This is a genomic window from Blastococcus capsensis (assembly GCF_030165005.1).
Taxonomy (GTDB): domain Bacteria; phylum Actinomycetota; class Actinomycetes; order Mycobacteriales; family Geodermatophilaceae; genus Blastococcus; species Blastococcus capsensis.
The window spans coordinates 110,168-136,109 of record NZ_JASNNW010000009.1; the positions used below are offsets into that span (position 1 = coordinate 110,168).

Annotated in this window: 25 protein-coding genes, 1 tRNA gene, 1 pseudogene and 1 riboswitch; of the genes and pseudogenes, 20 read left to right on the plus strand and 7 right to left on the minus strand. The window is 74.9% G+C overall.

Annotated features, from left to right (window positions below; translation table 11 throughout):
* Window positions 1-255 precede the first annotated feature (255 nt).
* The 8 genes and pseudogenes from QOZ86_RS09820 (at window position 256) to holA (ending at window position 9,658) form a co-directional block, all read left to right on the plus strand.
* Window positions 256-1,875 (plus strand): PQQ-dependent sugar dehydrogenase, encoded by a 1,620-nt coding sequence (locus QOZ86_RS09820; RefSeq protein WP_284491781.1) that lies wholly within the window; start codon window positions 256-258, stop codon window positions 1,873-1,875.
* 459 nt (window positions 1,876-2,334) lie between these two features.
* Window positions 2,335-3,075, plus strand: coding sequence for a nicotinate-nucleotide adenylyltransferase (gene nadD, locus QOZ86_RS09825; protein WP_284491782.1), 741 nt, complete (start codon window positions 2,335-2,337; stop codon window positions 3,073-3,075).
* A complete protein-coding gene (gene rsfS, locus QOZ86_RS09830) occupies window positions 3,072-3,497 on the plus strand; it encodes a ribosome silencing factor (protein WP_284491783.1) in 426 nt (141 codons plus the stop codon). The genes nadD and rsfS overlap by 4 nt, the downstream gene beginning before the upstream one ends.
* Entirely contained in the window at window positions 3,494-4,243 is a 750-nt protein-coding gene (locus tag QOZ86_RS09835; RefSeq protein WP_284491784.1) for a histidine phosphatase family protein, read from the plus strand. Before rsfS ends, QOZ86_RS09835 begins: the two co-directional genes overlap by 4 nt.
* 61 nt (window positions 4,244-4,304) lie before the next feature.
* Window positions 4,305-5,207 (plus strand): DegV family protein, encoded by a 903-nt coding sequence (locus QOZ86_RS09840; protein WP_284491785.1) that lies wholly within the window; start codon window positions 4,305-4,307, stop codon window positions 5,205-5,207.
* A 134-nt stretch (window positions 5,208-5,341) separates the two neighbouring features.
* Window positions 5,342-6,196, plus strand: coding sequence for a ComEA family DNA-binding protein (locus QOZ86_RS09845; RefSeq protein WP_284491786.1), 855 nt, complete (start codon window positions 5,342-5,344; stop codon window positions 6,194-6,196).
* Window positions 6,197-6,888: 692 nt separating this feature from the next.
* A pseudogene (locus QOZ86_RS21000) lies at window positions 6,889-8,316 on the plus strand (ComEC/Rec2 family competence protein); the annotation flags it as partial.
* 376 nt (window positions 8,317-8,692) lie between these two features.
* The gene (holA, locus tag QOZ86_RS09855) at window positions 8,693-9,658 is read left to right on the plus strand and encodes a DNA polymerase III subunit delta (protein WP_348637963.1); all 966 of its coding nucleotides are present in this window, start codon (window positions 8,693-8,695) and stop codon (window positions 9,656-9,658) included.
* Window positions 9,659-9,886: 228 nt separating this feature from the next.
* Here the strand turns inward: holA and rpsT are convergent, their stop codons facing one another.
* Window positions 9,887-10,147, minus strand: a complete 261-nt coding sequence (gene rpsT / locus QOZ86_RS09860; protein ID WP_284491789.1) for a 30S ribosomal protein S20 — start codon at window positions 10,145-10,147, stop codon at window positions 9,887-9,889.
* Between the two features lie 229 nt (window positions 10,148-10,376).
* Between rpsT and lepA the strand changes: the two genes are divergently transcribed.
* The 3 genes from lepA (at window position 10,377) to QOZ86_RS09875 (ending at window position 14,895) form a co-directional block, all read left to right on the plus strand.
* Window positions 10,377-12,227 carry a translation elongation factor 4 gene (gene lepA / locus QOZ86_RS09865; RefSeq protein ID WP_284491790.1) on the plus strand — a complete coding sequence of 617 codons (1,851 nt, stop codon included), beginning with the start codon at window positions 10,377-10,379 and terminating at the stop codon, window positions 12,225-12,227.
* 243 nt (window positions 12,228-12,470) lie between these two features.
* A complete protein-coding gene (locus QOZ86_RS09870) occupies window positions 12,471-13,175 on the plus strand; it encodes an LppX_LprAFG lipoprotein (protein WP_284491791.1) in 705 nt (234 codons plus the stop codon).
* A gap of 34 nt (window positions 13,176-13,209) precedes the next feature.
* On the plus strand, window positions 13,210-14,895 hold the full coding sequence (locus tag QOZ86_RS09875; protein WP_284491792.1) for an MFS transporter: 1,686 nt from the start codon (window positions 13,210-13,212) through the stop codon (window positions 14,893-14,895).
* Here QOZ86_RS09875 and QOZ86_RS09880 read toward each other — a convergent pair.
* Window positions 14,873-15,151, minus strand: coding sequence for a Clp protease N-terminal domain-containing protein (locus tag QOZ86_RS09880; RefSeq protein ID WP_284491793.1), 279 nt, complete (start codon window positions 15,149-15,151; stop codon window positions 14,873-14,875). The genes QOZ86_RS09875 and QOZ86_RS09880 overlap by 23 nt on opposite strands.
* A 54-nt stretch (window positions 15,152-15,205) precedes the next feature.
* Window positions 15,206-15,271: riboswitch (guanidine-III (ykkC-III) riboswitch) on the plus strand.
* A gap of 11 nt (window positions 15,272-15,282) precedes the next feature.
* Here QOZ86_RS09880 and QOZ86_RS09885 point away from each other — a divergent pair.
* The gene (locus QOZ86_RS09885) at window positions 15,283-15,597 is read left to right on the plus strand and encodes a DMT family transporter (protein ID WP_284491794.1); all 315 of its coding nucleotides are present in this window, start codon (window positions 15,283-15,285) and stop codon (window positions 15,595-15,597) included.
* 90 nt (window positions 15,598-15,687) lie between these two features.
* Here QOZ86_RS09885 and QOZ86_RS09890 read toward each other — a convergent pair whose 3' ends face one another.
* The 4 genes from QOZ86_RS09890 to QOZ86_RS09905 all read right to left on the minus strand — a co-directional run bounded on the left by QOZ86_RS09890 (window position 15,688) and on the right by QOZ86_RS09905 (window position 18,930).
* Entirely contained in the window at window positions 15,688-16,653 is a 966-nt protein-coding gene (locus tag QOZ86_RS09890) for a zinc-binding dehydrogenase (RefSeq protein ID WP_284491795.1), read from the minus strand.
* A gap of 96 nt (window positions 16,654-16,749) precedes the next feature.
* The gene (locus QOZ86_RS09895; protein ID WP_284491796.1) at window positions 16,750-17,319 is read right to left on the minus strand and encodes a hypothetical protein; all 570 of its coding nucleotides are present in this window, start codon (window positions 17,317-17,319) and stop codon (window positions 16,750-16,752) included.
* A 228-nt stretch (window positions 17,320-17,547) separates the two neighbouring features.
* The gene (gene selD, locus QOZ86_RS09900) at window positions 17,548-18,555 is read right to left on the minus strand and encodes a selenide, water dikinase SelD (protein WP_284491797.1); all 1,008 of its coding nucleotides are present in this window, start codon (window positions 18,553-18,555) and stop codon (window positions 17,548-17,550) included.
* 9 nt (window positions 18,556-18,564) lie between these two features.
* Complete coding sequence (locus QOZ86_RS09905; protein WP_284491798.1) at window positions 18,565-18,930, minus strand: hypothetical protein; 366 nt, start codon at window positions 18,928-18,930, stop codon at window positions 18,565-18,567.
* 67 nt (window positions 18,931-18,997) lie between these two features.
* Between QOZ86_RS09905 and QOZ86_RS09910 the strand changes: the two genes are divergently transcribed.
* From QOZ86_RS09910 to selB, 3 genes are all read left to right on the plus strand, one after another.
* Window positions 18,998-19,093 (plus strand) — tRNA-OTHER (locus QOZ86_RS09910).
* A gap of 28 nt (window positions 19,094-19,121) precedes the next feature.
* Window positions 19,122-20,447, plus strand: a complete 1,326-nt coding sequence (gene selA, locus QOZ86_RS09915; RefSeq protein WP_284491799.1) for an L-seryl-tRNA(Sec) selenium transferase — start codon at window positions 19,122-19,124, stop codon at window positions 20,445-20,447.
* Entirely contained in the window at window positions 20,444-22,213 is a 1,770-nt protein-coding gene (selB, locus tag QOZ86_RS09920; protein ID WP_284491800.1) for a selenocysteine-specific translation elongation factor, read from the plus strand. Before selA ends, selB begins: the two co-directional genes overlap by 4 nt.
* 92 nt (window positions 22,214-22,305) lie before the next feature.
* Here selB and QOZ86_RS09925 read toward each other — a convergent pair whose 3' ends face one another.
* Window positions 22,306-23,076, minus strand: a complete 771-nt coding sequence (locus QOZ86_RS09925) for an enoyl-CoA hydratase-related protein (RefSeq protein ID WP_284491801.1) — start codon at window positions 23,074-23,076, stop codon at window positions 22,306-22,308.
* A gap of 40 nt (window positions 23,077-23,116) precedes the next feature.
* Here QOZ86_RS09925 and hemW point away from each other — a divergent pair, with 40 nt between their 5' ends.
* From hemW to QOZ86_RS09945, 5 genes are all read left to right on the plus strand, one after another.
* Entirely contained in the window at window positions 23,117-24,355 is a 1,239-nt protein-coding gene (gene hemW, locus QOZ86_RS09930) for a radical SAM family heme chaperone HemW (RefSeq protein WP_284491802.1), read from the plus strand.
* Between the two features lie 158 nt (window positions 24,356-24,513).
* Entirely contained in the window at window positions 24,514-24,699 is a 186-nt protein-coding gene (locus QOZ86_RS09935) for a hypothetical protein (RefSeq protein ID WP_284491803.1), read from the plus strand.
* Between the two features lie 84 nt (window positions 24,700-24,783).
* Complete coding sequence (locus QOZ86_RS09940) at window positions 24,784-25,098, plus strand: TraR/DksA family transcriptional regulator (RefSeq protein ID WP_284491804.1); 315 nt, start codon at window positions 24,784-24,786, stop codon at window positions 25,096-25,098.
* Between the two features lie 90 nt (window positions 25,099-25,188).
* The gene (locus tag QOZ86_RS21170) at window positions 25,189-25,527 is read left to right on the plus strand and encodes a helix-turn-helix domain-containing protein (RefSeq protein ID WP_431521212.1); all 339 of its coding nucleotides are present in this window, start codon (window positions 25,189-25,191) and stop codon (window positions 25,525-25,527) included.
* Window positions 25,528-25,656: 129 nt separating this feature from the next.
* Window positions 25,657-25,942 (plus strand): transposase (locus tag QOZ86_RS09945; protein WP_284491805.1); only part of this gene is annotated, 286 nt, incomplete at its 3' end.

Here is a 25,942-nt window from a genome sequence, read left to right on the forward strand (position 1 = left end):
CGGAAGGCTCCGTCGGCCGATCTCCGCGGCGGTACGCCGCCGTCCCCTTCTGCTGCAGGCCCTGTCCACACCACGGCGGCACAGCTCCTTGCGTTCCGTGACGAATCTTGCGGTCGTGTGACACGTCACAGCGACCGGTTTTCTGGTGTGGGCCGGCGGGCAGGCGCCGAACCGGCCGTGAACCCACTGGCCGGTGTCGAGGTGGCTCGTCCCTGACCAGCGACGGTCCACGGAAGCAGGAGCGCTATGTCCGACATGAGCAGGACCGTGACGAGAAGGTTCAGCGCCGCAGTGGCGCTGGGGTTGCTGGGTACGGCGAGCAGCGTAGGCGCGACGGGGGCGGCGGCGGCGCCCGCGTCGCCGGCGGGTGGTGAGTTCGACCTGCCCGAGGGGTACCAGATCGAGCAGGTCGTCGGCGGGCTGCAGCTGCCCAGCTCCCTGACCTGGGACGACGAAGGGCGCATGTACGTGGGCGAGGCCGGCAGCGGGCTCTTCCCCGAGCAGCTCGCGCCCATCCGGATCCTCGAGGTCGCGAACGGGCAGGCGACGCCGGTCATCGAGCTCGACGAGGCGATCGAGCCTGCGCTGGTCGGCCTGAAGTGGCACGACGGCGCCTTCTACTTCACCCACCGCGCCGACGACCTCACCGGGGCGGTGTCGCGAGCGACGCCCGACGGTGAGGTGGAGTTGCTGTTCGACGGGATCATCGACAGCCAGGCGGAGCACCAGATCAACGACATCGACGTCGGGCCGGACGGCCGGATGTACGTGTCGGTCGGACCGGCCGGAAACGCCGGGGTGATGGGTCCCTCGACCGCTCCCTGGATCATGAAGAGCCCGGGCGTGCACACCACGCCCTGCGAGGACATCGTGCTCACCGGGCACAACTTCGAGACCCCGAACTTCCTGACCGAGGACCCGGACGACAAGGTGCTCACGGGGGCCTACGTCCCGTTCGGGACCGCGACCGAGCCCGGGCAGGTGATCGAGGGCGTGGAGAAGTGCGGCGGCTCGATCCTGACCTTCGACCCGGACAATGCCGAGGAGACGATCGAGACCCACGCCTGGGGCTTCCGCAACCTGCTCGGCCTCACCTGGACCGAGGACGGCGAGATGTTCGCCGTCGAGAACGGCTACGACATCCGTGGGTCCCGCCCGGTGCAGGGCGAGATCGACGCGTCGCTGCGGATCGAGCCCGGCCGCTGGTACGGGATCCCCGAGTACTCCGCCAGCCGTGAGCCGCTGACCGAGCCGAAGTTCGAGCCGCCGGACGAGTTCCAGGTGCCGGTCTTCCTCGGCACCGACGAGCCCCTGGGCAAGATCCTCGGATCGGTGATCGACGTGGAGGCCAGTGGCCTGACCCCGCCCGATCCCGCGTGGATCCTGGGACGGCACACCGTCAACTCGTCTCCGTCCATGGCCGACATCGCGCCGCAGGACTGGGGGGAGTTCGGTGGGCAGATGATGGTCGCCGAGTGGGGGGACCTCGCGCCGCCGACCAACCCGCTGCGCAAGGAGAACGTCGGTCGCCAGGTGGTGGCGGTCGACACCGAGACCGGCGAGATCACGCCGTTCGTGAAGGGCGACCCCATCGCCCGTCCGTTCGACGTGCAGTTCGGCCCGGACGGCGCGATGTACATCGTCGACTACGGCGTCGTGAACATCGACATGGAGCTCAAGCCCCCGTACGCCTATGAGCCGGGCACCGGCGGCATCTGGAAGGTGACCCGGATGCCGGTCGGCGGCGTCGACGCCGGCGGCGGCAGCACCGCCGGTGTCGAGTCGATGGGCCTGTTCCTCCTCGGCGGCACGGCTCTGGCCGGTGCGGCCGTCGCGGGCGCCGTGGTCGTCCGCCGCCGCGCCGAGCACGGCTGACCCCAGCCGTCGGCGCGCGGAGCACGCGCAGTACCCGTGGCCGCTGGCGCGTTCTCGCGCCGGCGGCCACGGGCCTGCTTGCCGCCGGGCACCTCTGGCGTGGCCGGCCACGACCTGCTCGGGATCGGGACGTGGTCACCGCGAATCGACGACCGGCCGGTACTCGAACCCGGGAACCTGTCGACCTGTCGCCATGACGACGCGCCACGGCGACGCCCGGCACCCCGCTGTTCCCATGCGCGGCCGTAACCGATCGGGCTCGGAACCGTTGGTCACGGCGGTGTCGACATGTCGACACCGCCCGACCGCGACGCCGCGGCCGGATCGCGACCGGCTGCACGGGGGAGCCGGTCGCAGCGGCCGCCGCCGCTCCGGCCCCCGGGTCCGGACGGCGGCCCGCCGGGCCGGGGCCCGGTCCTCACGGGGCCGGCTCCGGGGGCCTGCGGATAGGCTCGGACGGTGGCGGGACGACGAGTCGGCGTGATGGGCGGGACCTTCGATCCCGTCCACCACGGCCACCTGGTGGCCGCCAGCGAGGTGGCGGGCCTGTTCGGTCTCGACGAAGTGGTGTTCGTGCCCACCGGTGAGCCGTGGCAGAAGAGCGACCAGGCGGTCAGCCCCGCGGAGGACCGCTACCTGATGACGGTCATCGCGACAGCGTCCAACCCGCGGTTCTCCGTCAGCCGGGTGGACATCGACCGCGGCGGACCGACCTACACGTTCGACACCCTCACCGACCTGCAGGCCCAGCGGCCCGGCGCCGAGCTGTTCTTCATCACCGGCGCCGACGCGCTGGCCCAGATCATGACCTGGCGGGACGGCGCCCGGTGCTTCGAGCTGGCCCACTTCATCGGTGTCACGCGGCCCGGGTACACCTTGGCCGATTCGCACCTGCCCGAAGGCGGGGTCAGCCTGGTCGAGATCCCTGCCCTCGCCATCAGCTCCAGCGACTGCCGCGCCCGCGTGGGGAGAGGCATGCCCGTCTGGTACCTCGTCCCCGACGGGGTGGTGCAGTACATCGAGAAGCGCGGGCTCTACCGCCAGCCGTCCCGGCGGCCCGCGTCCGCTCCCGACGGGCGTCCGGCCGGCGACCGACCCACGTACGACCGTCTCCCGCCCGACGCGCCCGGGAACACCGCCGAGGGCACCGGCGCTGCACCATCACCGACGACTTCTCACCTCCAGGAGGTACCCCGATGACCGCCTCGGCCGAAGCACGGGAGACCGCGCTCGTCGCCGCCCAGGCGGCTGCGGACAAGCTGGCCGTCGACGTCTCGATCGTCGACGTCAGCGAGCGACTCGCCATCACCGACGCGTTCGTCCTCGCGTCGGCCCCCAACGAGCGGCAGGTCCAGGCGATCGTCGACGAGGTGGAGGAGCGGCTCCGGGAGCACGGCGTGAAGCCGGTGCGCCGGGAGGGCGTCGCCGAGGCGCGCTGGGTGCTCCTGGACTTCGTCGACGTGGTGGTGCACGTGCAGCACGCCGAGGAGCGGGCGTACTACGCCCTCGAGCGGCTCTGGAAGGACTGTCCCACCATCCCGTTCGTCGATGCGGCCGCCCCCGCCCCCGAGGGCTCGACCGACGCGGGCTCCCCGTCCGTCGCGGAGACGACCGGCCAGTGACCCCGCCGGCCCTGCCCGAGCTGCCGGTGACCCGACTCGTGGTCTGGCGGCACGGACGGACCGAGTGGAACGCGGCGGGCCGTTTCCAGGGGCAGCTCGACCCACCGCTGGACGACGTCGGCCGCGCACAGGCAGCCCAGGCGGCACCGCACCTGGTGGCGGCCGGACTGGCGGGCCGCTCGACGGCGGTGATCTCCAGTGACCTGGTGCGCGCCGTGGAGACCGCCCGAGCACTGACCGCCCTGCTCGACGTGCCGTTGCGGCAGGACGCCCGGCTGCGCGAGCACGGCATGGGCGCATGGGAAGGGCTGACCCGGGAGGAGGTCGCCGAGCGGTACCCCGGGCAGTACGCCGACTGGATGGCCGGCCGGCCGGTGCGCGGCCGTGGCGGCGAGGATCACGTGGCGGTGGCCGATCGGGTGCTCGCGGCCCTGGTGGAGCTGCCGCCGGTGGACGTGGCGGTCGTGGTGACCCATGGCGGCACGAGCGGCCGGTTGCTCGAGCTGCTGCTCGAACTCGGCCCCGACCACCGGCGCGTGTTCGGTCCGCTCGGCAACTGCGCCTGGAGCGAGCTGGCGCGCCAGAGCGGCCGGTGGCGGCTGGTGCGGCACAACTCGTCGGCCGGCCCGCTCCCGGAGGGCCTCTCCGTGCCCCCCGCGGAGCGGCTCCGAGCCGACCGGGCGCCGGGCGTGGGCGCAGCCGACGGCGGGAACCGACCCGCGCAGGACGCCGACGCCGTGGGCTGAGCGGTCCGCCCGCGTGGCGGGTGCCGGGCCTCTCGCCGGGGGCGACGGCTAGCCTCGCCGCGTGCGCGTCGCCGTCCTCACCGATTCGACGGCCTACCTGCCCCGGGCACTCGCCGACGAGTACGGCATCCACGTCGTCCCCCTCTACGTCGTGCTGGCCGGCCGGTCGGGCCGCGAGGGCGAGGACATCTCGTCGGCGGACGTGGCCAGGGCGCTGTCGTCGCGCGGCCAGCGGGTCTCCACGTCGCGGCCCACGCCGGGGGACTTCCTGGCCGCCTACCGTGCCGCGCTGGAGGCCGGCGCCGACCGGCTGGTGTCCATCCACCTGTCGGCGGAGCTGTCCGGCACCTGGGACGCCGCCCGGGTCGCCGCGTCGCAGGTCGGGGAGCACATCGTCTCCGTGGTGGACTCGCGATCGGCGGCGATGGGCACCGGGTTCGCAGTCCTCGCGGCCGCCCGTGCGGCGGCGGCCGGCGCGGACCGGGACACCGTGGCGCGGGTGGCGCGGGAGGCGGCCGAGGGCACCCGCACGCTGTTCGTCGTGGACACCCTGGAGCACCTGCGCCGGGGCGGGCGGCTCGGCTCCGCGGCCGCCTTCCTCGGGTCGGCCCTCGCGGTGAAGCCGGTGCTCCACGTGGTGGACGGGAAGGTCGTGCCGCTGGAGAAGGTGCGCACGTCGGCGCGGGCGCTGAGCCGGCTGGTGCAGCACGTCGTCGACCACGCGGGAGAGCGGGAGGTCTCGCTCGCCGTCCACCACCTCGCCGCGACCGAGCGCGCCGACCGGCTGGTCACCGAGCTCCGTCAGCGGGTGCCCGGCCTGCGGGAGCTGCACGTGAGCGAGCTGGGAGCCGCTATCGGGGCCCATGTGGGGCCCGGGTCCGTCGGGGTGGTGGTCTCCACGGGTGTGCCTGCGCCCGCGCAGCCGGCGGACGGCGCGGCGGGCGACGATCCCGCGGTGCAGTGATCGGCGAGGTCCCATGGACCGAGCGTGCACCGGGGAGGACGCCCGATGCGGTCCGCCGTCCACAGGAGGGACCGGCGTCCACAGCCTGGTCCTGACGGGCACACGGCCGGACGGCGCTGCCTAGCGTCGCCCGGGTGCGCCTGACCACCCGCCGCGGCGACGACGCCGACATCATCCGCGCCCGCCTGCGGGCGCTGCTCGCTGAGCAGGGCCCGGTCGGCGGGTGGCTCCCGGAGGACCAGCCGGACGAGGGGTGTCCGGCCCCGGCGGGTCCGGTCGAGGAACCGGTGGCCCTCTCGGACGGGGGAGCCGACGACGGACTGCCGCAGGGCGTGGGCCGGCATCGCGCGCCGGGCGTCGGGGTCCGCTGGGGTGCCGGCCCCGCCGGGTCCCGCTCCCTGTGGGTGGCGGCGGTCGCCACCGTCCTGGTGGTGCTCGGCTGGACCTGGCTGGAGCGGCCGCGCGTGGAACCGGCCGCCGCCGCGTCGGATGCCGCCGGCTCCTCCGCCGGTGTACCGGCCTCGCCTTCCGCCCCACCCGGTGAGGCGCCTCCGGCCCCCTCGGCGGTGGTCGTGTCCGTGGTGGGCGAGGTGGCGCGGCCCGGCCTGGTCACGCTCGCCCCGGGGGCACGGGTCGCCGATGCCGTCGCCGCGGCCGGTGGCCTCCTCCCGGATGCCGATCCGGCCTCGGTGAACCTGGCGGCGCTCGTCACCGACGGGCAGCAGATCCCGGTGGGTGTGCCGGCCGCGGCTTCTCCGGTCGGCGGGGTCGCCGGTCCCGCCGACGGGGGACCGGTAGGTCGGGTCGATCTCAACACCGCCGGGGTCGCCGACCTGGACGCGCTGCCGGGAATCGGCCCGGTGCTCGCCCAGCGGATCGTCGACCACCGCACCCGGCACGGACCCTTCCGCAGCGTCGACGAGCTCGACGACGTCGCGGGCATCGGCCCGGCCATCGCGGCGGAGCTGGCCGAGCTGGTGGCCGTGTGAGCGACCGGCGTCCGCCGGCCGGTCCGCCGGCGCCCGGCCGCTGGCACTGGCTCGACCTGCGGCTGTGGCCGGTCGCCGCCGCGGTCTGGGCAGTGGGGCTCGCAGCCCCCTTCCTGGCGCCGCACCTGCTCGCCGCCGGAGCAGTCGGCGCGCTCGGGGCCGCCGCGGTGGTCGGTGTGCGAGGCCGGGGCGCACCTGCGGCGATCGCGCTCGTGGTGCTCGCCGGGGTCACCGCCGCCTCCGGGGCCGCCGCGGTGCGCGGCGCGGCACGGGAGGGCTCGCCGCTCCGTGCCGCCGCGGAGTCCGGTGCCACGGCGGAGGTCACCCTGACGGTCCGCAGCGACGCCCGGCGGCTGCCCGGCCCGGGCGGACCGCGGGTGCTGCTCGACGCCGAGGTCACCTCCCTGTCCGACGGCGGCGCCGTCCATCGGCTGCGGGATGCGGTCGTGGTGTTCGCGCCGGCCGATGGCTGGGTCGGAGCGCTTCCCGGCCAGGTGGTCCGCGTGCGCGTCCGGGTGGCGCCACCGGAGAAGGGCGAGGACGTCGTCGCGGTGCTCTCCGCGCGCGGGCCACCCGAACGCGGCGAGGGCCCGGGCGCCGTCCAGCGGGCGGCCGGCGCGCTGCGGGAGTCGCTGGCGAGCGCCTCCGCGCGCGTGCTCGACCACCGGGCCGGTGGGCTGCTGCCGGGGCTGGTGGTCGGGGACACCCGCCGCATGGACGAGGTGCTCGACGAGGAGTTCCAGCGGGCGGGGCTGGCTCACCTGACCGCCGTCTCGGGCGCCAACGTGGCGATCGTGATCGCCTGCGTGCTGCACCCGCTCCGCCGGCGTGCCGTCGACCGCCGGGTGCAGGCCGGTGTGGCCCTGGTGGCCCTGGTGGGCTTCGTCGTCCTGGCCCGGCCCAGCGCGAGCGTGCTGCGCGCAGGGGTGATGGGCGGGGTCGCGCTGCTCGCCCTCGCCTCCGGCCGCCCGCGGGCTGCGCTGCCGGCTCTGGGCGCCGCGGTCACCGTGCTGCTGTTGGCCGTGCCGGAGTTCGCGCGGGACCCGGGTTTCGCGCTCTCGGTGACGGCGACCGCGGCCATCGTGCTGCTGGCCCCGCCGTGGGCCCGGCGGCTGCGGGCGCGGAGCTGGCCGGCGTGGGCGGCCGACGCCCTCTCGGTGAGTGTCGCCGCCGGGCTGGCCACGGCCCCGATCGTCGCGGGGCTGAACGGCACCGTCAGCCTGGTCTCGGTGCCGGCGAACCTGCTGGCCGTGCCCGCGGTGATGCCGGCGACCGTGCTGGGGCTGCTCGCGGCCCCGGCGGGGCTGGTGTCGCCTTCGCTCGGGAACGCGCTGGTGTGGCTCGCCGGCTGGCCCGTGCGCTGGATCGTCGGAGTGGCCGAGCGCGCCGCGGCCGCCCCGGATGCGGTCGTCGGATGGCCGGGGGGAACGCTGGGCGCCTGTGTCCTCGCCGGCGTGCTGCTCGGTACGGGCTGGGCGCTCTGGCGCCTGCCGCGGCTGCGGCCCCTCGGCGTGGCCGCCCTGATCGGTCTGGTCGTCGTCGCCTGGCCGGTGCGCCAGCACGTGGACGGCTGGCCGCCCGCCGGCGCGGTGCTCGTGGCCTGCGACGTCGGGCAGGGGGATGCGCTCGTCCTGCCGGTGGGAGCCGGGCGCGGGATCCTCGTCGACGCCGGCCCCGACGTGGCCGCGGTCGACCGCTGCCTGGACCGGCTGGGCATCGAGGAGCTGCCGCTGGTCCTGCTCTCGCACCTCGACGCCGACCACGTCGGCGGGCTGGCCGGCGCTCTGACCGGCCGGACGGTCGGAGAGGTCGCCGGCGGGACGCTGCCGCCCAGCGACGACCGCGCCCCGGCGGTCGACGAACTCGTGCGGCAGGCCGGCAGCACCCGCGCCGTCCTGGTTCCCGGTGACCGGCGCACCGTGTCCGGGGTGGTGGTGGACGTCCTGTCTCCCGATCCCCGGCGCGCCACCGCCACCGCGGAGAGCAACGACCTGTCCCTCGTCGTGCGGGTGACGGTGCGCGGTCTGCGGCTGCTGCTGACCGGTGACCTGGGTGCCGACTCGGAGACGCGGCTGCGGCGCGACGGGGTCGATCTGCGCGCCGACGTGCTCAAGGTGCCGCACCACGGCAGCGGGGACGCCGATCCGGCCTTCCTCGCCGCGACCGGCGCCCGGATCGCGCTGATCTCGGTGGCGGCGGACAACTCCTACGGCCATCCGGCGCCGCGGCTGCTGGGCTGGCTGGCCGGCGCCGGCATGCGGGTGCACCGCACCGATCGGGAGGGCGACCTCGCCGTCGTGGGGGAGAAGGGCGACTGGGGCGTGGTCACGCGGGGGAGCAGCGGTGCGGAGGCGGCGTCGGAGCGGCCGGCCGCCCCCTGGCCGCATCCGACGGTGCCCTCGCCGGCGCCCCGGCGGACCGCCGGGAACGGTCGGCGGCGCATGGCACCATGCACCCGTGCCTGCAGCCCCGGTCGAGCCCACGTCGCGCCTGCGGGTGGTCATCGGCGAGGAGGAGCTGCTGCGGTCCCGCGCGGTCGGCGCCGTCCGCTCCGCCGTCCTCGCCCACCACCCCGACGCCGAGGTGCACGAGCTGGCCGCGCTCGGCCTGCCGGTGGGCCAGCTGGCCGACGTGCTCGCCCCGTCGCTGTTCGGCGGCCACCGGCTGGTGGTGGTCACCGGGGTGCACGAGGCGGCCGGTGCGCTGGCCGACTCGCTCACCGCCTACGCCAAGGACCCGGACCCGGACCTCACGCTCGTCGTCGTGCACTCCGGCGGGAAGCGCAACGAGGCCCTGGTGAAGGCGTTCAGGTCCGCGGGAGCCGCGGTCGACGACTGCCCGAAGGTCAGCTCGGTCGGTGACCGCATCGCCTTCGTGCGCAACGAGGTGCGCCGGCTGGGCGGCCGGATCACCCCCGACGCGGTCACCGCGCTGGTCGATGCCATCGGGGCCGACCTCCGGTCCCTGTCGGCCGCCGCCGGCCAGCTCGTCTCCGACTTCGGCGGCAGCGTCGATGCCGACGACGTCGCCCGGTTCCACCGGGGGCAGGCGGAGGTCACCGGGTTCACCGTCGCCGAGCGGGTGCTGACCGGTGACCGCGCGGGCTCCATCGAGATGCTGCGCTGGGCACTGGAGCGCGGGGTCGCGCACGTGCTGATCGCCGACGCCATCGCCGACGGCGTGCGCACCGCCGCCCGGGTGGCTTCCCTGAGCTCCAGCAACCCCGGCGACCTCGCCCGCACCCTCAGGAGGCCGCCCTGGAAGGTCAAGAAGGCCCAGGTCCAGGCGCGGGGCTGGAGCATCGAGGGGCTGCAGCAGGCGCTGGGCGTGGCCGCCGACCTGAACGCCGACGTCAAGGGCGTCGCCGCCAGCGCCGACTACGCGCTCGAGCGGGCGATCCGGCGCATCGTCGCCATCCGGGCCGAGACCGGCCGGGGAGGGCGCGCGCCCGCCCGGCGCTGAGCCGCACCGTCGGCCGGACTCGGCCCGGACGGAGCGCGCTCCGGACCGGCCGGGCGGACCCGTACCGGCCGGGGCGCCTACCGCGCCGGCAGCGGACACGGCCGAGCCCCGGACAGCCATGAGCCCCGGAGATGCGACGAGCCCCCTCCCTGCGGGAGGGGGCTCGTCGGGAGTTGGATCGGGTGAGCCGAGCGCCGAGTCGGCGTCAGCTCACCAGCGCCGCGTGGCTCAGAGGCCGGCCGTCAGCTTCGCCAGACCGGACTTGCGGTTGGCGGCCTGGTTCTTGTGGATGACGCCCTTGCTGGCGGCCTTGTCCAGCTGCCTGGCGGCGGCCTGGTAGGCGGTGGCCGCAGCGGCGGCGTCCCCGGAATCGGCAGCCGTGCGGACGCGCCGGACGGCCGTCTTCAGGGCGGACTTGACGGCAACGTTGCGCTGGCGCGCCTTCTCGTTGGTCTTGATCCGCTTCAACTGGGACTTGATGTTCGCCACGCGTGAGCCTCGGTGTCTCGACAGGAGGGAGTACTTCTGACAATGGTGCTGAAGATCTGCGTCCGGGCATGCGCCACAGGACCGGCCTGCAAGATTACCAGCGTCGCCCCGGCTACCCCAACCCGCGGTCCGGGGACGTACCGCACACCCCCGTGCCCGCCGCCCACCACCCACCGGCCGCCGCGCCCGCTCCCGCTCCCGGGTGGGGACGTGGGACGATGGCGGCACTGTGACGACTCCCGCTGCCACCGATCCGGCCCGCATCCGGAACTTCTGCATCATCGCCCACATCGACCACGGCAAGTCGACGCTGGCCGACCGGATGCTGGAAGTCACCGGAATCGTCGAGGGCCGCAACATGCGCGCCCAGTACCTCGACCGCATGGACATCGAGCGCGAGCGCGGCATCACCATCAAGGCCCAGAACGTCCGCCTGCCCTGGACGCCGCGGACCGGTGAGGACACCACCACCGAGTTCGTGCTGGACATGATCGATACCCCCGGCCACGTCGACTTCACCTACGAGGTGTCCCGGTCGCTGGCCGCCTGCGAGGGCGCCGTGCTGCTGGTCGACGCCGCGCAGGGGATCGAGGCCCAGACGCTGGCGAACCTGTACCTGGCGCTGGAGAACGACCTCACGATCATCCCGGTCCTCAACAAGATCGACCTGCCGGCGGCGCAGCCGGAGAAGTACGCCGCGGAGATCGCCCACATCATCGGCTGCGACCCCGACGACGTGCTGCGGGTCAGCGGCAAGACCGGTGTCGGCGTCCCGGAACTGCTCGACCGGATCGTCACCGACATCCCGGCGCCCACCGGCGTCGCCGAGGGGCCCGCCCGGGCGATGATCTTCGACTCCGTCTACGACATCTACCGCGGCGTCATCACCTACGTCCGCGTCGTCGACGGCCGGATCTCCGCCCGCGAGCGGATCAAGATGATGTCCACCGGCGCCACCCACGAGCTGCTCGAGATCGGCGTCATCTCGCCCGAGCCCAAGCCCGTGGCGTCCCTGGGCGTCGGCGAGGTCGGCTACTTCATCACCGGGGTGAAGGACGTCCGCCAGTCCCGCGTCGGCGACACCGTCACGCTGCAGCACAAGCCGGCCACCGAGTCCATCGGCGGCTACCGCGACCCCAAGCCGATGGTCTACTCGGGCCTCTATCCCATCGACGGCAGCGAGTACCCGCTGCTGCGCGAGGCGCTGGACAAGCTGCTGCTCAACGACGCCGCGCTGGTCTACGAGCCGGAGACGTCGGCGGCGCTGGGCTTCGGCTTCCGCGTCGGCTTCCTGGGCCTGCTGCACCTGGAGATCGTCCGGGAGCGGCTCGAGCGCGAGGCGGGCATCAGCCTGATCTCGACCGCGCCCAACGTCGTCTACCGCGTGATCATGGAGGACGGCACCGAGCACACGGTGACCAACCCCAGCGACTGGCCCGAGGGCAAGATCGACAGGGTTCACGAGCCGATCGTCAACGCGACGATCATCGCGCCCAGCGACTACACCGGCGCCATCATGGAGCTCTGCCAGAGCCGCCGTGGCCAGCTCGGCGGGATGGACTACCTCTCCGAGTCCCGGGTCGAGCTCCGCTACACGCTGCCCCTCGGCGAGATCATCTTCGACTTCTTCGACGCGCTGAAGTCCCGTACCCGCGGCTACGCCAGCCTCGACTACCAGGAGGCCGGCGAGCAGGAGTCCGCGCTGGTCAAGGTGGACATCCTCCTGCAGGGCGAGGCCGTCGACGCGTTCAGCGCGATCGTGCACAAGGACAAGGCCTACAGCTACGGCGTGATGATGGCCGGCAAGCTCCGCGAGCTCATCCCGCGCCAGCAGTTCGAGGTGCCCATCCAGGCCGCCGTCGGCTCCCGGGTCATCGCCCGCGAGACCGTCCGCGCCATCCGCAAGGACGTCCTCGCCAAGTGCTACGGCGGTGACATCACCCGGAAGCGGAAGCTGCTGGAGAAGCAGAAGGAGGGCAAGAAGCGGATGAAGATGGTCGGCCGCGTCGAGGTCCCCCAGGAGGCGTTCGTCGCCGCGCTCTCCACCAACGAGTCCACCGCCTCCGCCAAGCCCAAGTGAGCGAGCTCGCGAGCGCACTCGACGGCACAGCATCCACGAACGCGTGATCGGGCGGCTCGACGCCGTCTGCTGTCCGGTCAGGACCTGCTGCCCCAGCTGGCCCCGGCGCTGTCCTTCCGCCCGGTCAAGGACCAGGCGAAGGTCGCCGCGAAGATCGACCCCCGAGCCGCCCGCAGCTGAGCTGCCGGGCGCGCTAGTGTCCGCGGACGGCCGGGGAACCCCGCCGGGGACGTGGAGGTCGCCATGCTCTTGCGCCGATCGGGGCTGCCCGTCCTCGTCGTCGCACTGTTCGCCGGCCCGGTCCTGGCCGGCTGCGGTGCCGACGAGCCCGACGAGTCCGCCGCTCAGCTGCTCGAACGCGCCAAGACGACCCTGGACGAGGCCGAGAGCGCGCACTTCGTGCTGGACAGCGAAGGGGCCCCGTCCAGCGGCACCCTGCTGGTCGGGGGCGAGGGCGACATCGCCCGGCCGGCGTCCTTCGACGGCACGCTGGAGGTGCAGGCGCTGGGATCCACGCTGGACCTCGAGGTGGTCTCGGTCGACGACACGGTCTACGCCCAGCTGCCGTTCACCAGCGGGTTCAGCGTCATCGATCCGGCGCAGTTCGGGTTCGGCGACCCCGGCGACCTGCTCGACCCGGAGACCGGCATCTCCCAGCTGCTCGCCGAGGCGACCTCCGCCGAACTCGGTGAGGAGCGCCGGGTCGGCGGCGAGGTGGTGCGCGAGGTGACCGCCCAGCTGCCCGCTGAGCTCGTCGAGCAGATCCTCAGCAGCGAGGAGCTGTCCGAGCCCGTGCAGGCACGGTTCTCCATCGCCAGCGACAGCGGCGAACTCCGCCGCGCGGAGCTGACCGGGCCGTTCTTCACCGCCGACGAGGACGCCACGTACACCCTCGAGCTCAGCGACTTCGGGGCCGATGTCGAGATCAGCGCACCGCCCACCGGCTGACCGGTCGTCCGCCGCCCGGGAGGTCCCCGGGTTGATGGCGATCGCGCTGGCCACCCTCGCCGTCCTCGTCACGGCGGCCGACACCTACGTCGTCGTCCTCGCCCTGCCGGACATCCTCGCCGGCGTCGGGGTCGGTCTGGACGAGCTGCAGAAGGCGACGCCGATCGTCGGCGGCTTCCTGCTCGGCTACACCGCCACGCTTCCGCTGCTGGGCCGGCTGGCCGATCTGCGCGGGCGGACGCCGGTGCTCATCGGCTGCCTCCTGCTGTTCGCGCTCGGGTCGCTGCTGACCGCCGCGGCGGAGTCGCTGGGGCTCGCGGTGGCCGGTCGAGGGCTGCAGGGCATCGGGGCCGGCGGGCTGGTCCCGGCCACGCTCGCGCTGGTCGCCGACCGCTGGCCGCCCGAGCGCCGGTCGCTGCCCCTCGGCGTGGTCGGGGCCGTGCAGGAGGCGGGTGCGGTGCTGGGGCCGCTGGCGGGTGCGGCGGTGCTCGCCCTGGCGGACTGGCGGGCGATCTTCTGGCTGAACCTGCTGCTCGGGCTGGGGCTCGCGGCCGGCGTGGTCGTCACCGGACAGGTGCGGCGACCGGACCCGGGAGGGCTGGTGCTGGCCGTGGTCGCGGCGGCCACGCTCGGGCTGCTGCTCGCCGAGCCGGCCGCGCTGGCCGAGGACGTCGCCCTCGGCCTGCTGTACGTGCCCCTCGTTGCGGGGAAGTCGTGGACGGCGCCCCTGCTGCTGGCGACCGTGCTCGCCGCCGCGGCACTGGTGGCGCGCAGCCTGATCCGGCCGGCCGGCGCCGTGCTGCCGCTGCGGGGGCTCGGACGGCTGGCCCGCGAGGTCGACGTGGTCGGCTCGGCGCTGGTCGTGCTGGCGCTGGGCGCGCTGGTCTGGGCGTTCGCCGCCGCCGACACATCCCAGGAGGTCGTCGCCCACGGCTGGGTGCTCCTGCCGCTCGCCGCTGTCGCCGGGGTGCTCTTCGTGGTGCACGAGCGGCGCACGCCGAACCCGGTACTGCCCCTGGCCGCCCTGCGCCCGGTGGGTGCGTGGGGTGCGCTGCTGGTCAACCTCCTGGTGGGGGTCGCGCTCGTCGCCGCGCTGGTCGACATCCCGCTCTTCGCCCGTGCCACCACCACGCCGGGTGACCAGCTGGGCGCCGCGCTGGTGCTGCTCCGGCTGCTGGTCGCCGTTCCGGTGGGCGCCGTGGCCGGCGGGTGGCTGTGCCGGGTGGTCGCGCCGCGCGTGGTGGCCGGCGTCGGCATGGCGCTGACCGCGGTGGCCTTCGTCGCCATGACCGGCTGGGACGAGCGGTCGCTGGACGGTGCGTGGTCGACAGTCGTGCTGCTCGCCGCGGGCCTGGGCTTCGGTCTGGCCATCGCGCCGGTGAACGCGGTGCTGCTGGCCGTCACCCGGGCCGAGGTGCACGGCAGCGCCAGTGCGCTCGCCGTCGTCACCCGGACGGTCGGCATGCTGGCCGGGCTGTCGCTGCTCACCGCCGTGGCGCTGCGCCGGTTCACCGCCGAGATCGCCGCGATCGGCACGCCGATGGAGCTGTGCCCGACGAGCCCCGCCGACTGCGCCGCCTACGACGCCGCGACCGAGACCGCGCTGCTGACCCAGCTGCACACCGTCTTCGCCGGGGCGGCGATCGCGGCGGGTCTGGCGGCGGTCGCCGCGCTCGTCCTGCTCCGCGGCGCGCCGGTCAGGGATCCAGCGCGAGCCTGAGGTCCGCGCGCAGCGCGTCGGCGTCCACCCCGCGGTCGTGCAGCACCTTCACCGCCAGCCCGTCGCCTCCCCGCAGCAGCGCGAGGGCGATGTGCCCGGCCGGCTGCCGGCCCGAGCGGCGCGGCCGGTCCAGCGCTCCTGGGCCGGACGTCGCCTCCACCGAGCTGCGGACCGCCTCCAGGCCGATGCCCACGGCTTCCAGCGCACCGGCATCCAGTTCCGGCCCACCGACGGCGGCGGCGACCGCCTCCGTCACGGCATGTCACCGTTGATTGACAGCCCGCGCGACGGAGGCGCGTGCGAGACTGGGGGAGAGCTGCGACCACGGCTCCCGGACGAGCGGTGCCGTACCCGGTGTGCGACAAGACGGCGCCTGAGGAGCCCGCGATGTCGTGGTTGGTGCTGGTCGTGTCGGGGATGCTCGAGGCGGTGTGGGCGGTGGCTCTGGACCGGTCGGAGGGGTTCAGCCGGCTGTGGCCGACGGTGCTCTTCGCCGTCGCCCTGGCCGCGAGCATGGGCGGGCTGGCCTTCGCCATGCGCGAGCTGCCCCTGGGGACGGCCTACGCGGTATGGGTCGGCATCGGCGCGGTGCTCACGGTGGTCTACGCCATGGTCACCGGTGCCGAGCCGGTCTCGCTCGTGCGGCTGCTGCTGCTCGCCGGGATCGTGGGCTGCGTCGTCGGGCTCAAGGTCGTGCACTGAGCCGTCGCCGGGTGAGCAGTCGCAGCAGGCGACCGCGGCGAGTTCGCACGTGTCGGCGACCGCACCTGCCCACTCGTCCGGGCGGGGGTCTCAGAGCGTGAAGACGATCTTCCCGTTGGTGCGGCCCTCGAGCATCCGCTGGAAACCCTCCCGCGCCTGGGCCAGCGGCAGCTCGACGTCGATCTGCGGCCGGATGCCGGTGACCCGGCACATCTGGATCAGGGCCTCCAGCTCCGGCTTGGTGCCCATGGTGGAGCCGATGACCGATAGCTGGGTGAAGAAGACGCGGTTCAGCTCCGCCCCCGGGTTGAAGCCGGTGGTGGCGCCGGAGGTGACGAGCACGCCACCGGGCTTGAGCGACTTGATGCTGTGGCTCCAGGTGGCCTCGCCGACGGTCTCCATGACGCCGTCCACCCGCTCGGGCAGCCGGGCGCCGGTCTCGAAGGCATGCTCCGCGCCCAGCGCGAGCGCGGCCGTCCGCTTCTCCTCGCTCCGGCCGGTCACCCACATCCGGTAGCCGGCGGCACGGCCGAGCACGATCAACGCCGTCGCCACGCCGCCGCTGGCGCCCTGCACCAGGACGGTCTGGCCCGGGCGCAGGCCGGACTTCACGAAGAGCATCCGGTAGGCGGTCAGCCACGCGGTGGGCAGGCAGGCGGCCTCGGCGAAGGAGAGCTCGGCCGGCTTGGGCAGCAGGTTCCGGCGGGGGACGGCGACCTTCTCCGCCATCGAGCCCTGGTGCACCTCCGACAGCAGCGAGCGCTTCGGGTCCAGAGTCTCGTCGCCCATCCAGTCGGGCGTCGAGATGACCCCGTGGACGACGACCTCGTTGCCGTCCTCGTCGATCCCGGCGGCGTCGGTGCCCAGGATCATCGGCATCCGCTCGGCCGGCAGGCCGATGCCCTGCAGGCTGAACAGGTCGTGGTGGTTGAGCGAGACGGCCTTGACCTGGATCGTCGTCCAGCCGTCGGGCGCCTCGGGCTCCGGCCGCTCACCCACCTCGAGGACGGAGAGCGGGTCCTTCGGGGCGGGGGCGGAGACGAAGGCAGCCAGCATGACCCGGACGCTAACGGAGCCGCTGCCCGGTGGCGAGGCAGGGCCGGGCCGTGCGGCAACGCGCGGGCACCCGGCCGGTCATGGCACCTCGGGCGGCTACGGGATGCCCGGCGGACAGACGTTGTGGTCGTAGGACAGGCGCGAGTTGTCCGGGGCTGCGGTCAGCTCGGCTCGGAGGCCACCGGTCAGCGTCAGACCGCCGGTGATCTCCGCCTCGCGCACCAGGTAACGCCCGACGCAGTGGTACAGCGGAGCCCGCTCGGTCGGGCCCACCCCCGTCCAGACGACGTGCAGATGGGCCGTCCCCTCCAGGGCGGTGAGCCCGTTCCCGCCGCCCTCCGTGCAGACGTACGTGTAGGTGCCGGTGGCGGTCGCCGACTCCAGGGTGGTCAGCTCGGCGGCGGTGGGTACGCCCTCGACGACGCAGGACAGGCCCTCTCCGTACAGGGCGACGTCGACGACGGGTGCGTGTCCCTTCCTCTCCGTGACGGACACGGTCGCGACGAGACCGAAACCGGGGGTGGCCAGCACCGTGCTGGCGAGCGAGGCGGTGTACGGCGGCCCCACCGCCGAAGCCGCGCCGGCCGGGCTGCCCGCCCCCACCCCGATCACCGACGCGGTCAGTGCCGCCACGGTGAGCGCCCGGGTTGCCGTCCTCGTGCTCATGCCATCCTCCTCCGTGCCGGATCGCGGGATCTCCGGGATCCGTGCGAGCGGCAGGCACGCTGACCAGTGCACGAGGCAATTTCGCATCGGAGGCCCGGCTCCCGGGATGTCCGCTGCGACACGCCGTCGTGGTTCCGGGTCGGTACCGCTCCAGCCAGCGGCAGACCGAGCGGCCCTGCCTCACCGAGCGTCGTCCGGAGGCTGGTGGCCACTCCGTCGACCACTCCGTCAGCGGATGACGACCACGAAGTCCCCGCGCGGCACGAACTCGCCGATCACCGGGGAGCCGGGGATCTCGCCGCCCAGCAGCAGGCCGCCGGAGGTCTGCGCGTCGGCGAGCAGCAGCGCCTCGTCCTCCGACACCGCCGACATGTCGGTGTGCGGGTGCACCCAGTCGAGGTTGCGCCGGGTGCCACCGGAGACGAACCCGTCGGCCAGCGCCTCGCGGGCGCCGGCCAGGTACGGCACCGCGGCGGCGTCCACCACGGCGGTGACGCCGCTGGCCCGCGCCATCTTGTACAGGTGGCCGAGCAGGCCGAAACCGGTGACGTCGGTGCCCGCGCGGATGCCGGCGGTCACTGCGGCCCGGCCGGCGTCCCGGTTGAGGGCCACCATGGATGCGACCGCCTCCTCCGACATCTCGCCGGTCGCCTTCATGCGGCTGTTGAGCACGCCGACCCCGAGCGGCTTGGTGAGGGTCAGCGGCGTGCCGGCCACCGCGCCGGAGTTGGTGATGATCCGGTCGACGTCGACGATGCCGGTCACGGCCATCCCGTACTTGGGCTCCGGATCGTCGATGGAGTGCCCGCCGCCGACGTGGCAGCCGGCCTGCTGGGCGACCTCGAGCCCGCCGCGCAGCACCTCCGCCGCGAGCTCGGCCGGCAGCACGTCCCGCGGCCAGCCGAGCAGGTTCACCGCGACGACCGGGGTGCCGCCCATGGCGTAGACGTCCGACAGCGCGTTCGCCGCGGCGATCCGGCCGAAGGTGTACGCGTCGTCGACCACCGGGGTGAAGAAGTCGGTGGTGAGCACCAGCCCCTGGCCGCCGGGGATGCGGACGACGGCCGCGTCGTCTCCGTCGTCGAGACCGACGACCAGTTCGGCCGCCGGGTCGACCGGACCCTGGGCCGAGAGGCCGGCGACGACCGCCTCCAGCTCACCCGGCGGGATCTTGCAGGCGCAGCCTCCGCCGTGCGCGTACTGGGTGAGCCTGATTCGGGCGGGTGCGGTGGTCACGCCCCGAATCTATGCCCGTCCCCCGGGGAGGACGACCAGCCGCGGTGGGACGGGCGCCTCGGGCGCGGGCCGGGCCGGATCCGGCTCGGGACGACGTCTCCGGCCGGCGGGGTGCCGAGGCGAGGGGACGCGCTCCCCGGTGCGCGCGCGTCGCGACGGCTTCCCGGCGACGCGAGCGACCGCGGCCAGCAGATCGGCGTGCCGGCGCGGATCGGGCTCGAGTGCGGCCAGCACCTTTCCCAGCGCACCGCACCCGGCGGCGGCGTAGGGGCCCTCCGGCTGCCGCGCGAGGGCGAGCGCGACGGCCGCGGCCTCCTCGGGCGTGAGGGTGACCGGCGGCAGCGTGGTGGGGGAGTGGGACCCGGTGCGGTTCACGGATCGGAGACTGGCAGGGGACACCGGCAGTTCCGCCGGATGCCGCCGGCCACGTAGGGTGCGCGACGGAGGCGTCAGGGTGTCTGGTGGCCCCCGCGGCCTCTAAAGCCGACGTGGCCGAGTAGCTCGGTCAGGCGGGTTCGATTCCCGTCCGCCTCCGCCAACTCTTCCCGCACATACGCTGCGGGGCGATGAGCCAGAACCCGCAGGGCACCGACCCGCGCCGCCAGGTGCCGCGCACCGACACCCTGCTCGCCGACCCGCGCCTCGCCGGTGCCGGCGAGCGCCTGGGCCGCGGGCTGGTGAAGGACGCCGTCCAGCGGGTGCAGCAGCGGGTGCGGGCCGGTGCGGTCGCCCCGGGGGAGGCCGTGGAGGCGGTCGTGGCCGAGCTGCCGGCGACCGCGTCGAGCCTCCGCCCGGTGCTGAACGCCACCGGCGTGATCGTGCACACCAACCTCGGCCGGGCCCCGCTGTCGGCGGCCGCGGTGGAGGCGATCACCGCCGCCGCCGGGACGACGGACGTCGAGCTGGACCTGGGCACCGGCCGTCGCGGCCCGCGGGGCGAGGCGGCGATCGCGGCGCTGCTCGAGGCGGTGCCGGCCGCCGAGGCGGCGATCGTGGTGAACAACTGCGCGTCCGCGCTCGCCCTGGTGGCGACGGCGCTGGGGCAGGGACGGGAGCTGGTGCTGGCCCGCGGCGAGCTCGTGGAGATCGGTGACGGCTTCCGCATCCCCGAGCTGCTGGAGGCCACCGGCGCGCGGCTGCGCGAGGTCGGGACGACCAACCGGGTGACCGTCGACGACTACCGCGGCGCCCTGGGCCCGGAGACCGGCGCGGTGCTCAAGGTGCACCCGTCGAACTTCGTCGTGCGCGGCTTCACCCGGGCGGTCGAGGTGGGCGAGCTGGCCGGCGCCCTCGACGGTGTCCCCCTGGTGGCCGACGTCGGCTCGGGGCTGCTCCGCCCGCACCCGCTCCTCCCGGCGGAACCGGACCTGCAGACCACGCTGGCCGCCGGCGCCGACCTGGTGCTCGCCAGCGGCGACAAGCTGCTGGGCGGCCCGCAGGCGGGGCTGGTCCTCGGCCGGGCGGACCTGGTCCAGCGGCTGCGCCGGCACCCGCTCTACCGGGCGCTGCGGGTGGACAAGACGACGCTCGCCGCGCTGGAGGCCACCCTGCGCGGCCCGCTCCCGCCGGTGCAGCAGATGCTCGCCGCCGACGTCGACGGCCTGCGCACCCGGGCCCGTGCGCTCGCCGACCGGCTGGCCGGCGCCGGGGTGGACGCCGTCGCGGTGGACGCCGACTCGCGGGTCGGCGGGGGCGGGGCGCCCGAGCACCCGCTGCCCGGCGCCGCTGTCTCCCTGCCGCCAGGATTCGTCCAACCGCTGCGTACCGGCAGCCCACCGGTGGTCGGCTACCTCGAGGACGACCGGACGCTGCTGAACCTGCGGAGTGTTCTGCCCGCCGCCGACGACGACCTGGCCGGCGCGGTGCTGGAGGTGGCGCGCCGGTGGACGTGACCGCTCCTGGCACGTCCGGCATGGACGTCATCGCGACCGCCGGGCACGTCGACCACGGCAAGTCCGCCCTGGTCCGCGCGCTCACCGGCATGGAGCCCGACCGCTGGGCCGAGGAACGCCGCCGCGGCCTCACCATCGACCTCGGTTACGCCTGGACGACGCTGCCCTCGGGTCGCCGGCTGGCCGTCGTGGACGTCCCGGGCCACGAGCGGTTCGTGGGCAACATGCTGGCGGGTGTCGGCTCGGTGCCCGCCGCCCTGGTGGTCGTCGCCGCCGACGACGGCTGGTCGGCGCAGACCGCCGAGCACGTCGCCGTCCTGGACGCGCTGGGCGTGCGGCACGCGCTGCTCGCCGTCACCAAGTCCGACCTCGCCGACCCCGCCCCGGTGCTCGACGACGTGCGCGAGCGGCTGGCCGCGACGTCGATGGGCGAGGTGCCCGGGGTGGCGGTGAGCGCGGTGACCGGTGCGGGCCTGCCGGAGCTCGCCGCAGCGCTGGAAACGCTGCTCGCCGGGCTGCCCGCGCCGCACCACGACGCGCCGGTCCGGCTCTGGATCGACCGCGCCTTCTCGATCCGGGGAGCCGGGACGGTGGTCACCGGCACCCTGCCCGCCGGGACCGTGAGCCAGGGTGACCGGCTCCTGCTCGGCGGCCGCGAGGTGACCGTGCGGGGGGCGCAGTCGCTCGGCGCGGCCGTCGACCGGGTGAGCGCCACCGCACGGGTGGCCCTGAACCTCCGCGGCGTCGCGGTGGAGGACCTCTCGCGGGGCGACGCCCTGCTCACCCCCGGCGCGTTCCGGCTCACCGACGTCGTCGACGTGACCCTCGGCGCAGAGCCGGACGAGCGGCTGCCCGCCGAGCCGGTGGTGCACGTGGGCTCCGCGACGGTCGGCGCCCGGCTCCGGCCGCTGGACGGCGCGGCCGCGCGGCTGCGCTTGAACGCGCCGCTCCCGCTGAAGGTGGGCGATCGGTTGCTGCTGCGCGATCCCGGTTCCCGGCGGGTCCTCGGCGCCGACGTGCGTGACGTCGACCCGCCCGAGCTGCGCCGCCGCGGCGCGGCCCGGCAGCGGGCCGCGGACCTCGCGGCCCAGCCGGAGGGCACCGCCGGGGCGGCCGCCGACCTGGCCCGGCGGCGGATCGTGCGCACCGCGGACTTCGCCGCCATGGGCTGGCCGGTGCCCGCCGGCGCCACCGCCGCCGGGCCGTGGCTGCTGGCCGCCGGGCTGGCCGAGGAGCTGGCGGCACGGGTGCCCGACGTCGTCAGCCGTTACCGGAGGCTGCGCCCGCTGGAGCCGGGCCCGCCGGCGGAGGTGGTGCGCCGGGCCCTCGACCTGCCCGACGCCGAACTGGTGCCGGCGCTGGTCCGGGAGCCGCTGGTGCTGCGCGAGGGGCGGGTCGTCGACGGCGCCGCCGACCTGCCGCCGGCGGTGCAGCGGGCGGTGGACGACGTCCGTGCGCGCCTCGCCGCCGACCCCTTCGCCGCCCCCGAGGCGCCGGACCTGGTGGCCGCGGGGCTCGGCGTGCGGGAGCTGGCGGCGGCCGTCCGCAGCGGCCAGCTGGTGCGCATCGGCGAGCAGGTCTACCTGGCGCCGGGCATCGCCGACGTGGCGCGCGCCCGCCTGGCCTCGGTCCCGCAGCCGTTCACCCTGAGCCAGGCCCGGCAGGCCTGGGGCACCAGCCGCCGGGTCGCCGTGCCGCTCATGGAATGGCTCGACGCCCAGGGCGTCACCGTCCGGCTGCCGGACAACACCCGCCGCCTGCCGTAGGTGCACCTGCGCACGGTCTGGCTCTGAGTGCCAGGGCACTCAGAGCCAGACCGTGCGGGGAACTGCTCCTGCCGGGGTCAGATCCCGGTCGGTCACGGCACCCAGCGGGCGGCGCGCTTCTCCCGGAAGGCCGCGATGCCCTCCTGGCCCTCCTCGCCGGCGAAGAACCGCGCCGAGAGACCGAGCAGCTCGTCGAACGCCAGCTCGGGCTGCCGGCTCTGCAGCAGCCGCTTGGTCTCGGCCAGGGCCGCGGGTGCACCGGCGGCCAGCGCGGTGAGCTGGCCGGCCAGGACGGCGTCCAGTTCGTCATCGGCGGCGACCAGGTCGACCAGCCCGCCGGCGGCCGCGGTGCCCGCGTCGAACACCTCTCCGGTCAGCATCAGGCGGTGCGCCACGGAGGTGGTCATGCGCGGCAGGACGACGGCGGAGATGACCGCCGGCACCAGTCCCAGCCGCACCTCGGAGAAGGCGAAGGTCGCCGACGAGGCGGCCACGACGACGTCGCAGGCGGCCAGCAGCCCGACGCCACCCGCGCGGGCCGGGCCGCGGACGACGGCGACCACCGGCTTGGGGGAGGACCAGACGAGCGACAGCAGCTCGGGGAACTCGCGCACGCCCTGGTCCTCCGACGAGCCGCCGGCCGCCTCCGACAGGTCCATCCCCGAGCAGAAGACGCGCCCGGTGTGGTCGAGCACGACCACGCGCACGGCGTCGTCGGCCAGGGCATCGGACAGCGCGGTGCGCAGCTCGGTGCGCATCCCCCGTGAGAGGGCGTTGCGGTTGGCGGGGGAGTCGAGGATCAGCGTGGCGACGCCGCGCGAGACGGACACCTGCAGCACTCGGTCGGAGGTCACGTCCGGCATCCTGCCGGTCCGCGGCGCCCGGGCGGCACACTGGGAGCAGATGAACACCGTCCTGCCGCTGCTGAACGACACCGGGCTGCCGCCGGGTGCACCCGGCCCCGACCGGCTCCCCGACAGCGCCCGAGAAGGCCTCGGCGCCACGCCGTTCGGGCTGTACGTGCACGTCCCGTTCTGCGCGACCCGCTGTGGCTACTGCGACTTCAACACCTACACCTCCGACGAGCTGGGCCCCGGCGCCAACCGCAGCGAGTACGCCGGCACCGCGATCGCCGAGCTCGAGCGCGCGGCCCGCACCCTGGGGCCGGACCTGCCGACGGTCTCCACGGTCTTCGTCGGCGGCGGCACACCAACGCTGCTGCCCGCCGACGACCTCGCCGCCGTGCTCTCCGCCGCGCGCGGGCTCCTCCCGTTCGCCGACGACGTCGAGGTGACCACCGAGGCCAATCCGGAGACGGTGTCGCCGGCGTCGCTGGCCCGGCTCCGCGAGAGCGGCTTCACGCGGGTGAGCCTGGGCATGCAGTCCGCCGCCCCGCACGTGCTCGCCGCCCTCGACCGGCGGCACACCCCGGGCCGCGCCGTCGACGCCGCGCACGAGGCCCGCGCCGCGGGGTTCGAGCACGTCAACCTCGACCTCATCTACGGAACCCCGGGTGAGAGCGACGCCGACTGGGCCGCCTCGCTCGACGCCGTCCTGGCCTCGCCCGTCGACCACGTCAGCGCCTACGCCCTGATCGTCGAGGAGGGCACCAAGCTCGCCCGGCGCGTCCGTCGCGGGGAGCTGCCCATGCCGGACGACGACGTCCTCGCCGACCGCTACGAGCAGGCCGACGCCACGCTCCGCACCGCCGGGTTCCAGTGGTACGAGGTGTCCAACTGGGCCACCTCCGACATCGCCCGCTGCCGGCACAACGAGCTGTACTGGGCCAACGCCAACTGGTGGGGCGTGGGGCCAGGCGCGCACAGCCACGTCGGTGGCCTGCGGTGGTGGAACGTCAAGCACCCGGCCGCCTACGCCGACCGGCTGGCCCGGGGTGAGAGCCCGGCCCAGGACGCAGAACTGCTCGACGAGGCCGACCGTGCCCTGGAGGCGGTGATGCTGGGCTTGCGGCTGCGCGACGGGCTGCTCCTGACAGCCCTCACCGACACCGGCCGCGACCGGGCCGCCGAGGCCGTGGCCGAGGGCCTCCTGGACCCCGCCGCGCACGCCGACGGCCGCGCGGTGCTGACCGACCGCGGCCGGTTGCTGGCCGACGCGGTGGTCCGCGACCTCACCGACTGAGCAAGGACCCCGTCCTCCCCACCCTCCGCGAGCTCAGGGCGGGACCCGGGACGGGGCCAGCACAGCCAGATCACCCGAAAGAGCGGCATGCCGGCGCCGATCTGGGCTATGGTCCCCGTTCCGGCAACGGCGCCGGGCTGGCGGGGAGGTGATCGGCGATGGGCGCGTACGCGTTCGCCTTCCGGCCGGTGCTCCCGCCACCCGGTGGCCGATCCGGCGCCGCGGTACGCCCGCTCACGGGCGGGATGCTGCTCGCCCTGGCGATGAACCGGCGAGCACGGGGCCTGCGAGGACTCGACGTCCTCCGTCGCAGCCAGGACCGGGCCCCGCCGCACCTCTGCTGACTCCGCCCGGAGCCGCAACCCGCCCGTCCTGACGCGCCACCGACCGGTGACCGCGTCCTTCCGCGTTGCCAGAAGGAGATCCGCATGTCCGCCAGCACCGACGCCATGACCGCCGCTTCGCCCGACCGCTTCCGCACCCTGCTGCAGACCCAGCGGGCCGACTGCGTCCAGCAGCGGGAGGAGGCGCTCGCGGAGTGCGCCACCTCGGTGCCCGACCCGGTCGCCCAGCGCCGCAGCGCCGACCTGCAGCGCCAGATCGAGGAGATCGACGCCGCGCTGACCCGCCTCGACGGTGGCACCTACGGCCGGTGCACCGGCTGCGGCGCCGTCATCCCGGAGGAGCGGCTGGAGCTGCGCCCGTTCGCGTCGACCTGCGTGTCCTGCACCGCCGCCGCCTGACCCCACCCGTCGCCGGGCGGGTCTGGCGGATGCCCCCCTCGGTGGAGCTGAGAGGGCGGGTCCATGATCTTGTCGGTGGTCACCGGCACGATGCCGGCTGTGAGCCATGGCGCGGTGCGGGTGCGCCTGGATGTGACCGACGTCCATGCCGGCATGCTGCTGCGCGCGGCCGGCGCCCGCCGGTCCGCCTGGAACTGGGCAGTCGCGAAGCTGGCCGGCCGGCTGGCCGAGCGGGACCCGGCCCGATCGGCAAGACCGGCGCGCGCACCCGGGTGGAGGCGGCGCGGGTGGCCGCGGGGCCGCCGGGGAGAGGTCGTCCGGGCTCCACCGCTCGCGAGCTCGCGGCGGGACCCTGCGCGGGCGGAGGGCCTCAGAGCGTGTCCGGGAACTGGGCGTGTCCGCGCGGGCGGGAAGGCGGACTCCTGGTAGGGCGGTAGGTGTCTACGCCACCACCTACCAGGAGTCCTGGTGTCATCTTCCCCGACTTGCACGTGTGCGTCCTGCCCGGCCAACAGCACCACCGGTAGCGACCGGCGATCGGGGCTTCCGCGCTGCCAGGTGTATCCGTCCTCGGCGACCACCGACGCCCAGTGGGCGCTCATCGAGCCGCTGCTGCCGCCGCCGGGCAACGCCGCCGGGCGCGGTGGCCGCTCGGAGAAGCACGACCGCCGCCTGCTCGTGGACGCCATCTTCTACCTGGTCAGAGGCGGAATCACCTGGCGTGAACTGCCCCGCGAGTTCCCACCCCGCTCCACGGTCTGGGACACCTTCACCCGCTGGGTGCGCAGCGGAGCCTGGGCTCGCCTCCACGACGCGCTGCGTGACCAGCTACGGGTACGCCTGG

Coding starts and splice junctions, on each gene's coding strand:
- QOZ86_RS09820 (WP_284491781.1), top strand. CDS start 256: ATGAGCAGGACCGTGACGAGAAGGTTCAGCGCCGCAGTGGCGCTGGGG.
- rsfS (WP_284491783.1), top strand. CDS start 3,072: ATGACCGCCTCGGCCGAAGCACGGGAGACCGCGCTCGTCGCCGCCCAG.
- QOZ86_RS09870 (WP_284491791.1), top strand. CDS start 12,471: ATGCTCTTGCGCCGATCGGGGCTGCCCGTCCTCGTCGTCGCACTGTTC.
- QOZ86_RS09875 (WP_284491792.1), top strand. CDS start 13,210: ATGGCGATCGCGCTGGCCACCCTCGCCGTCCTCGTCACGGCGGCCGAC.
- QOZ86_RS09885 (WP_284491794.1), top strand. CDS start 15,283: ATGTCGTGGTTGGTGCTGGTCGTGTCGGGGATGCTCGAGGCGGTGTGG.
- QOZ86_RS09890 (WP_284491795.1), bottom strand. CDS start 16,653: ATGCTGGCTGCCTTCGTCTCCGCCCCCGCCCCGAAGGACCCGCTCTCC.
- QOZ86_RS09895 (WP_284491796.1), bottom strand. CDS start 17,319: ATGAGCACGAGGACGGCAACCCGGGCGCTCACCGTGGCGGCACTGACC.
- selA (WP_284491799.1), top strand. CDS start 19,122: ATGAGCCAGAACCCGCAGGGCACCGACCCGCGCCGCCAGGTGCCGCGC.
- QOZ86_RS09925 (WP_284491801.1), bottom strand. CDS start 23,076: ATGCCGGACGTGACCTCCGACCGAGTGCTGCAGGTGTCCGTCTCGCGC.
- hemW (WP_284491802.1), top strand. CDS start 23,117: ATGAACACCGTCCTGCCGCTGCTGAACGACACCGGGCTGCCGCCGGGT.
- QOZ86_RS09935 (WP_284491803.1), top strand. CDS start 24,514: ATGGGCGCGTACGCGTTCGCCTTCCGGCCGGTGCTCCCGCCACCCGGT.
- QOZ86_RS09940 (WP_284491804.1), top strand. CDS start 24,784: ATGTCCGCCAGCACCGACGCCATGACCGCCGCTTCGCCCGACCGCTTC.
- QOZ86_RS21170 (WP_431521212.1), top strand. CDS start 25,189: ATGCCGGCTGTGAGCCATGGCGCGGTGCGGGTGCGCCTGGATGTGACC.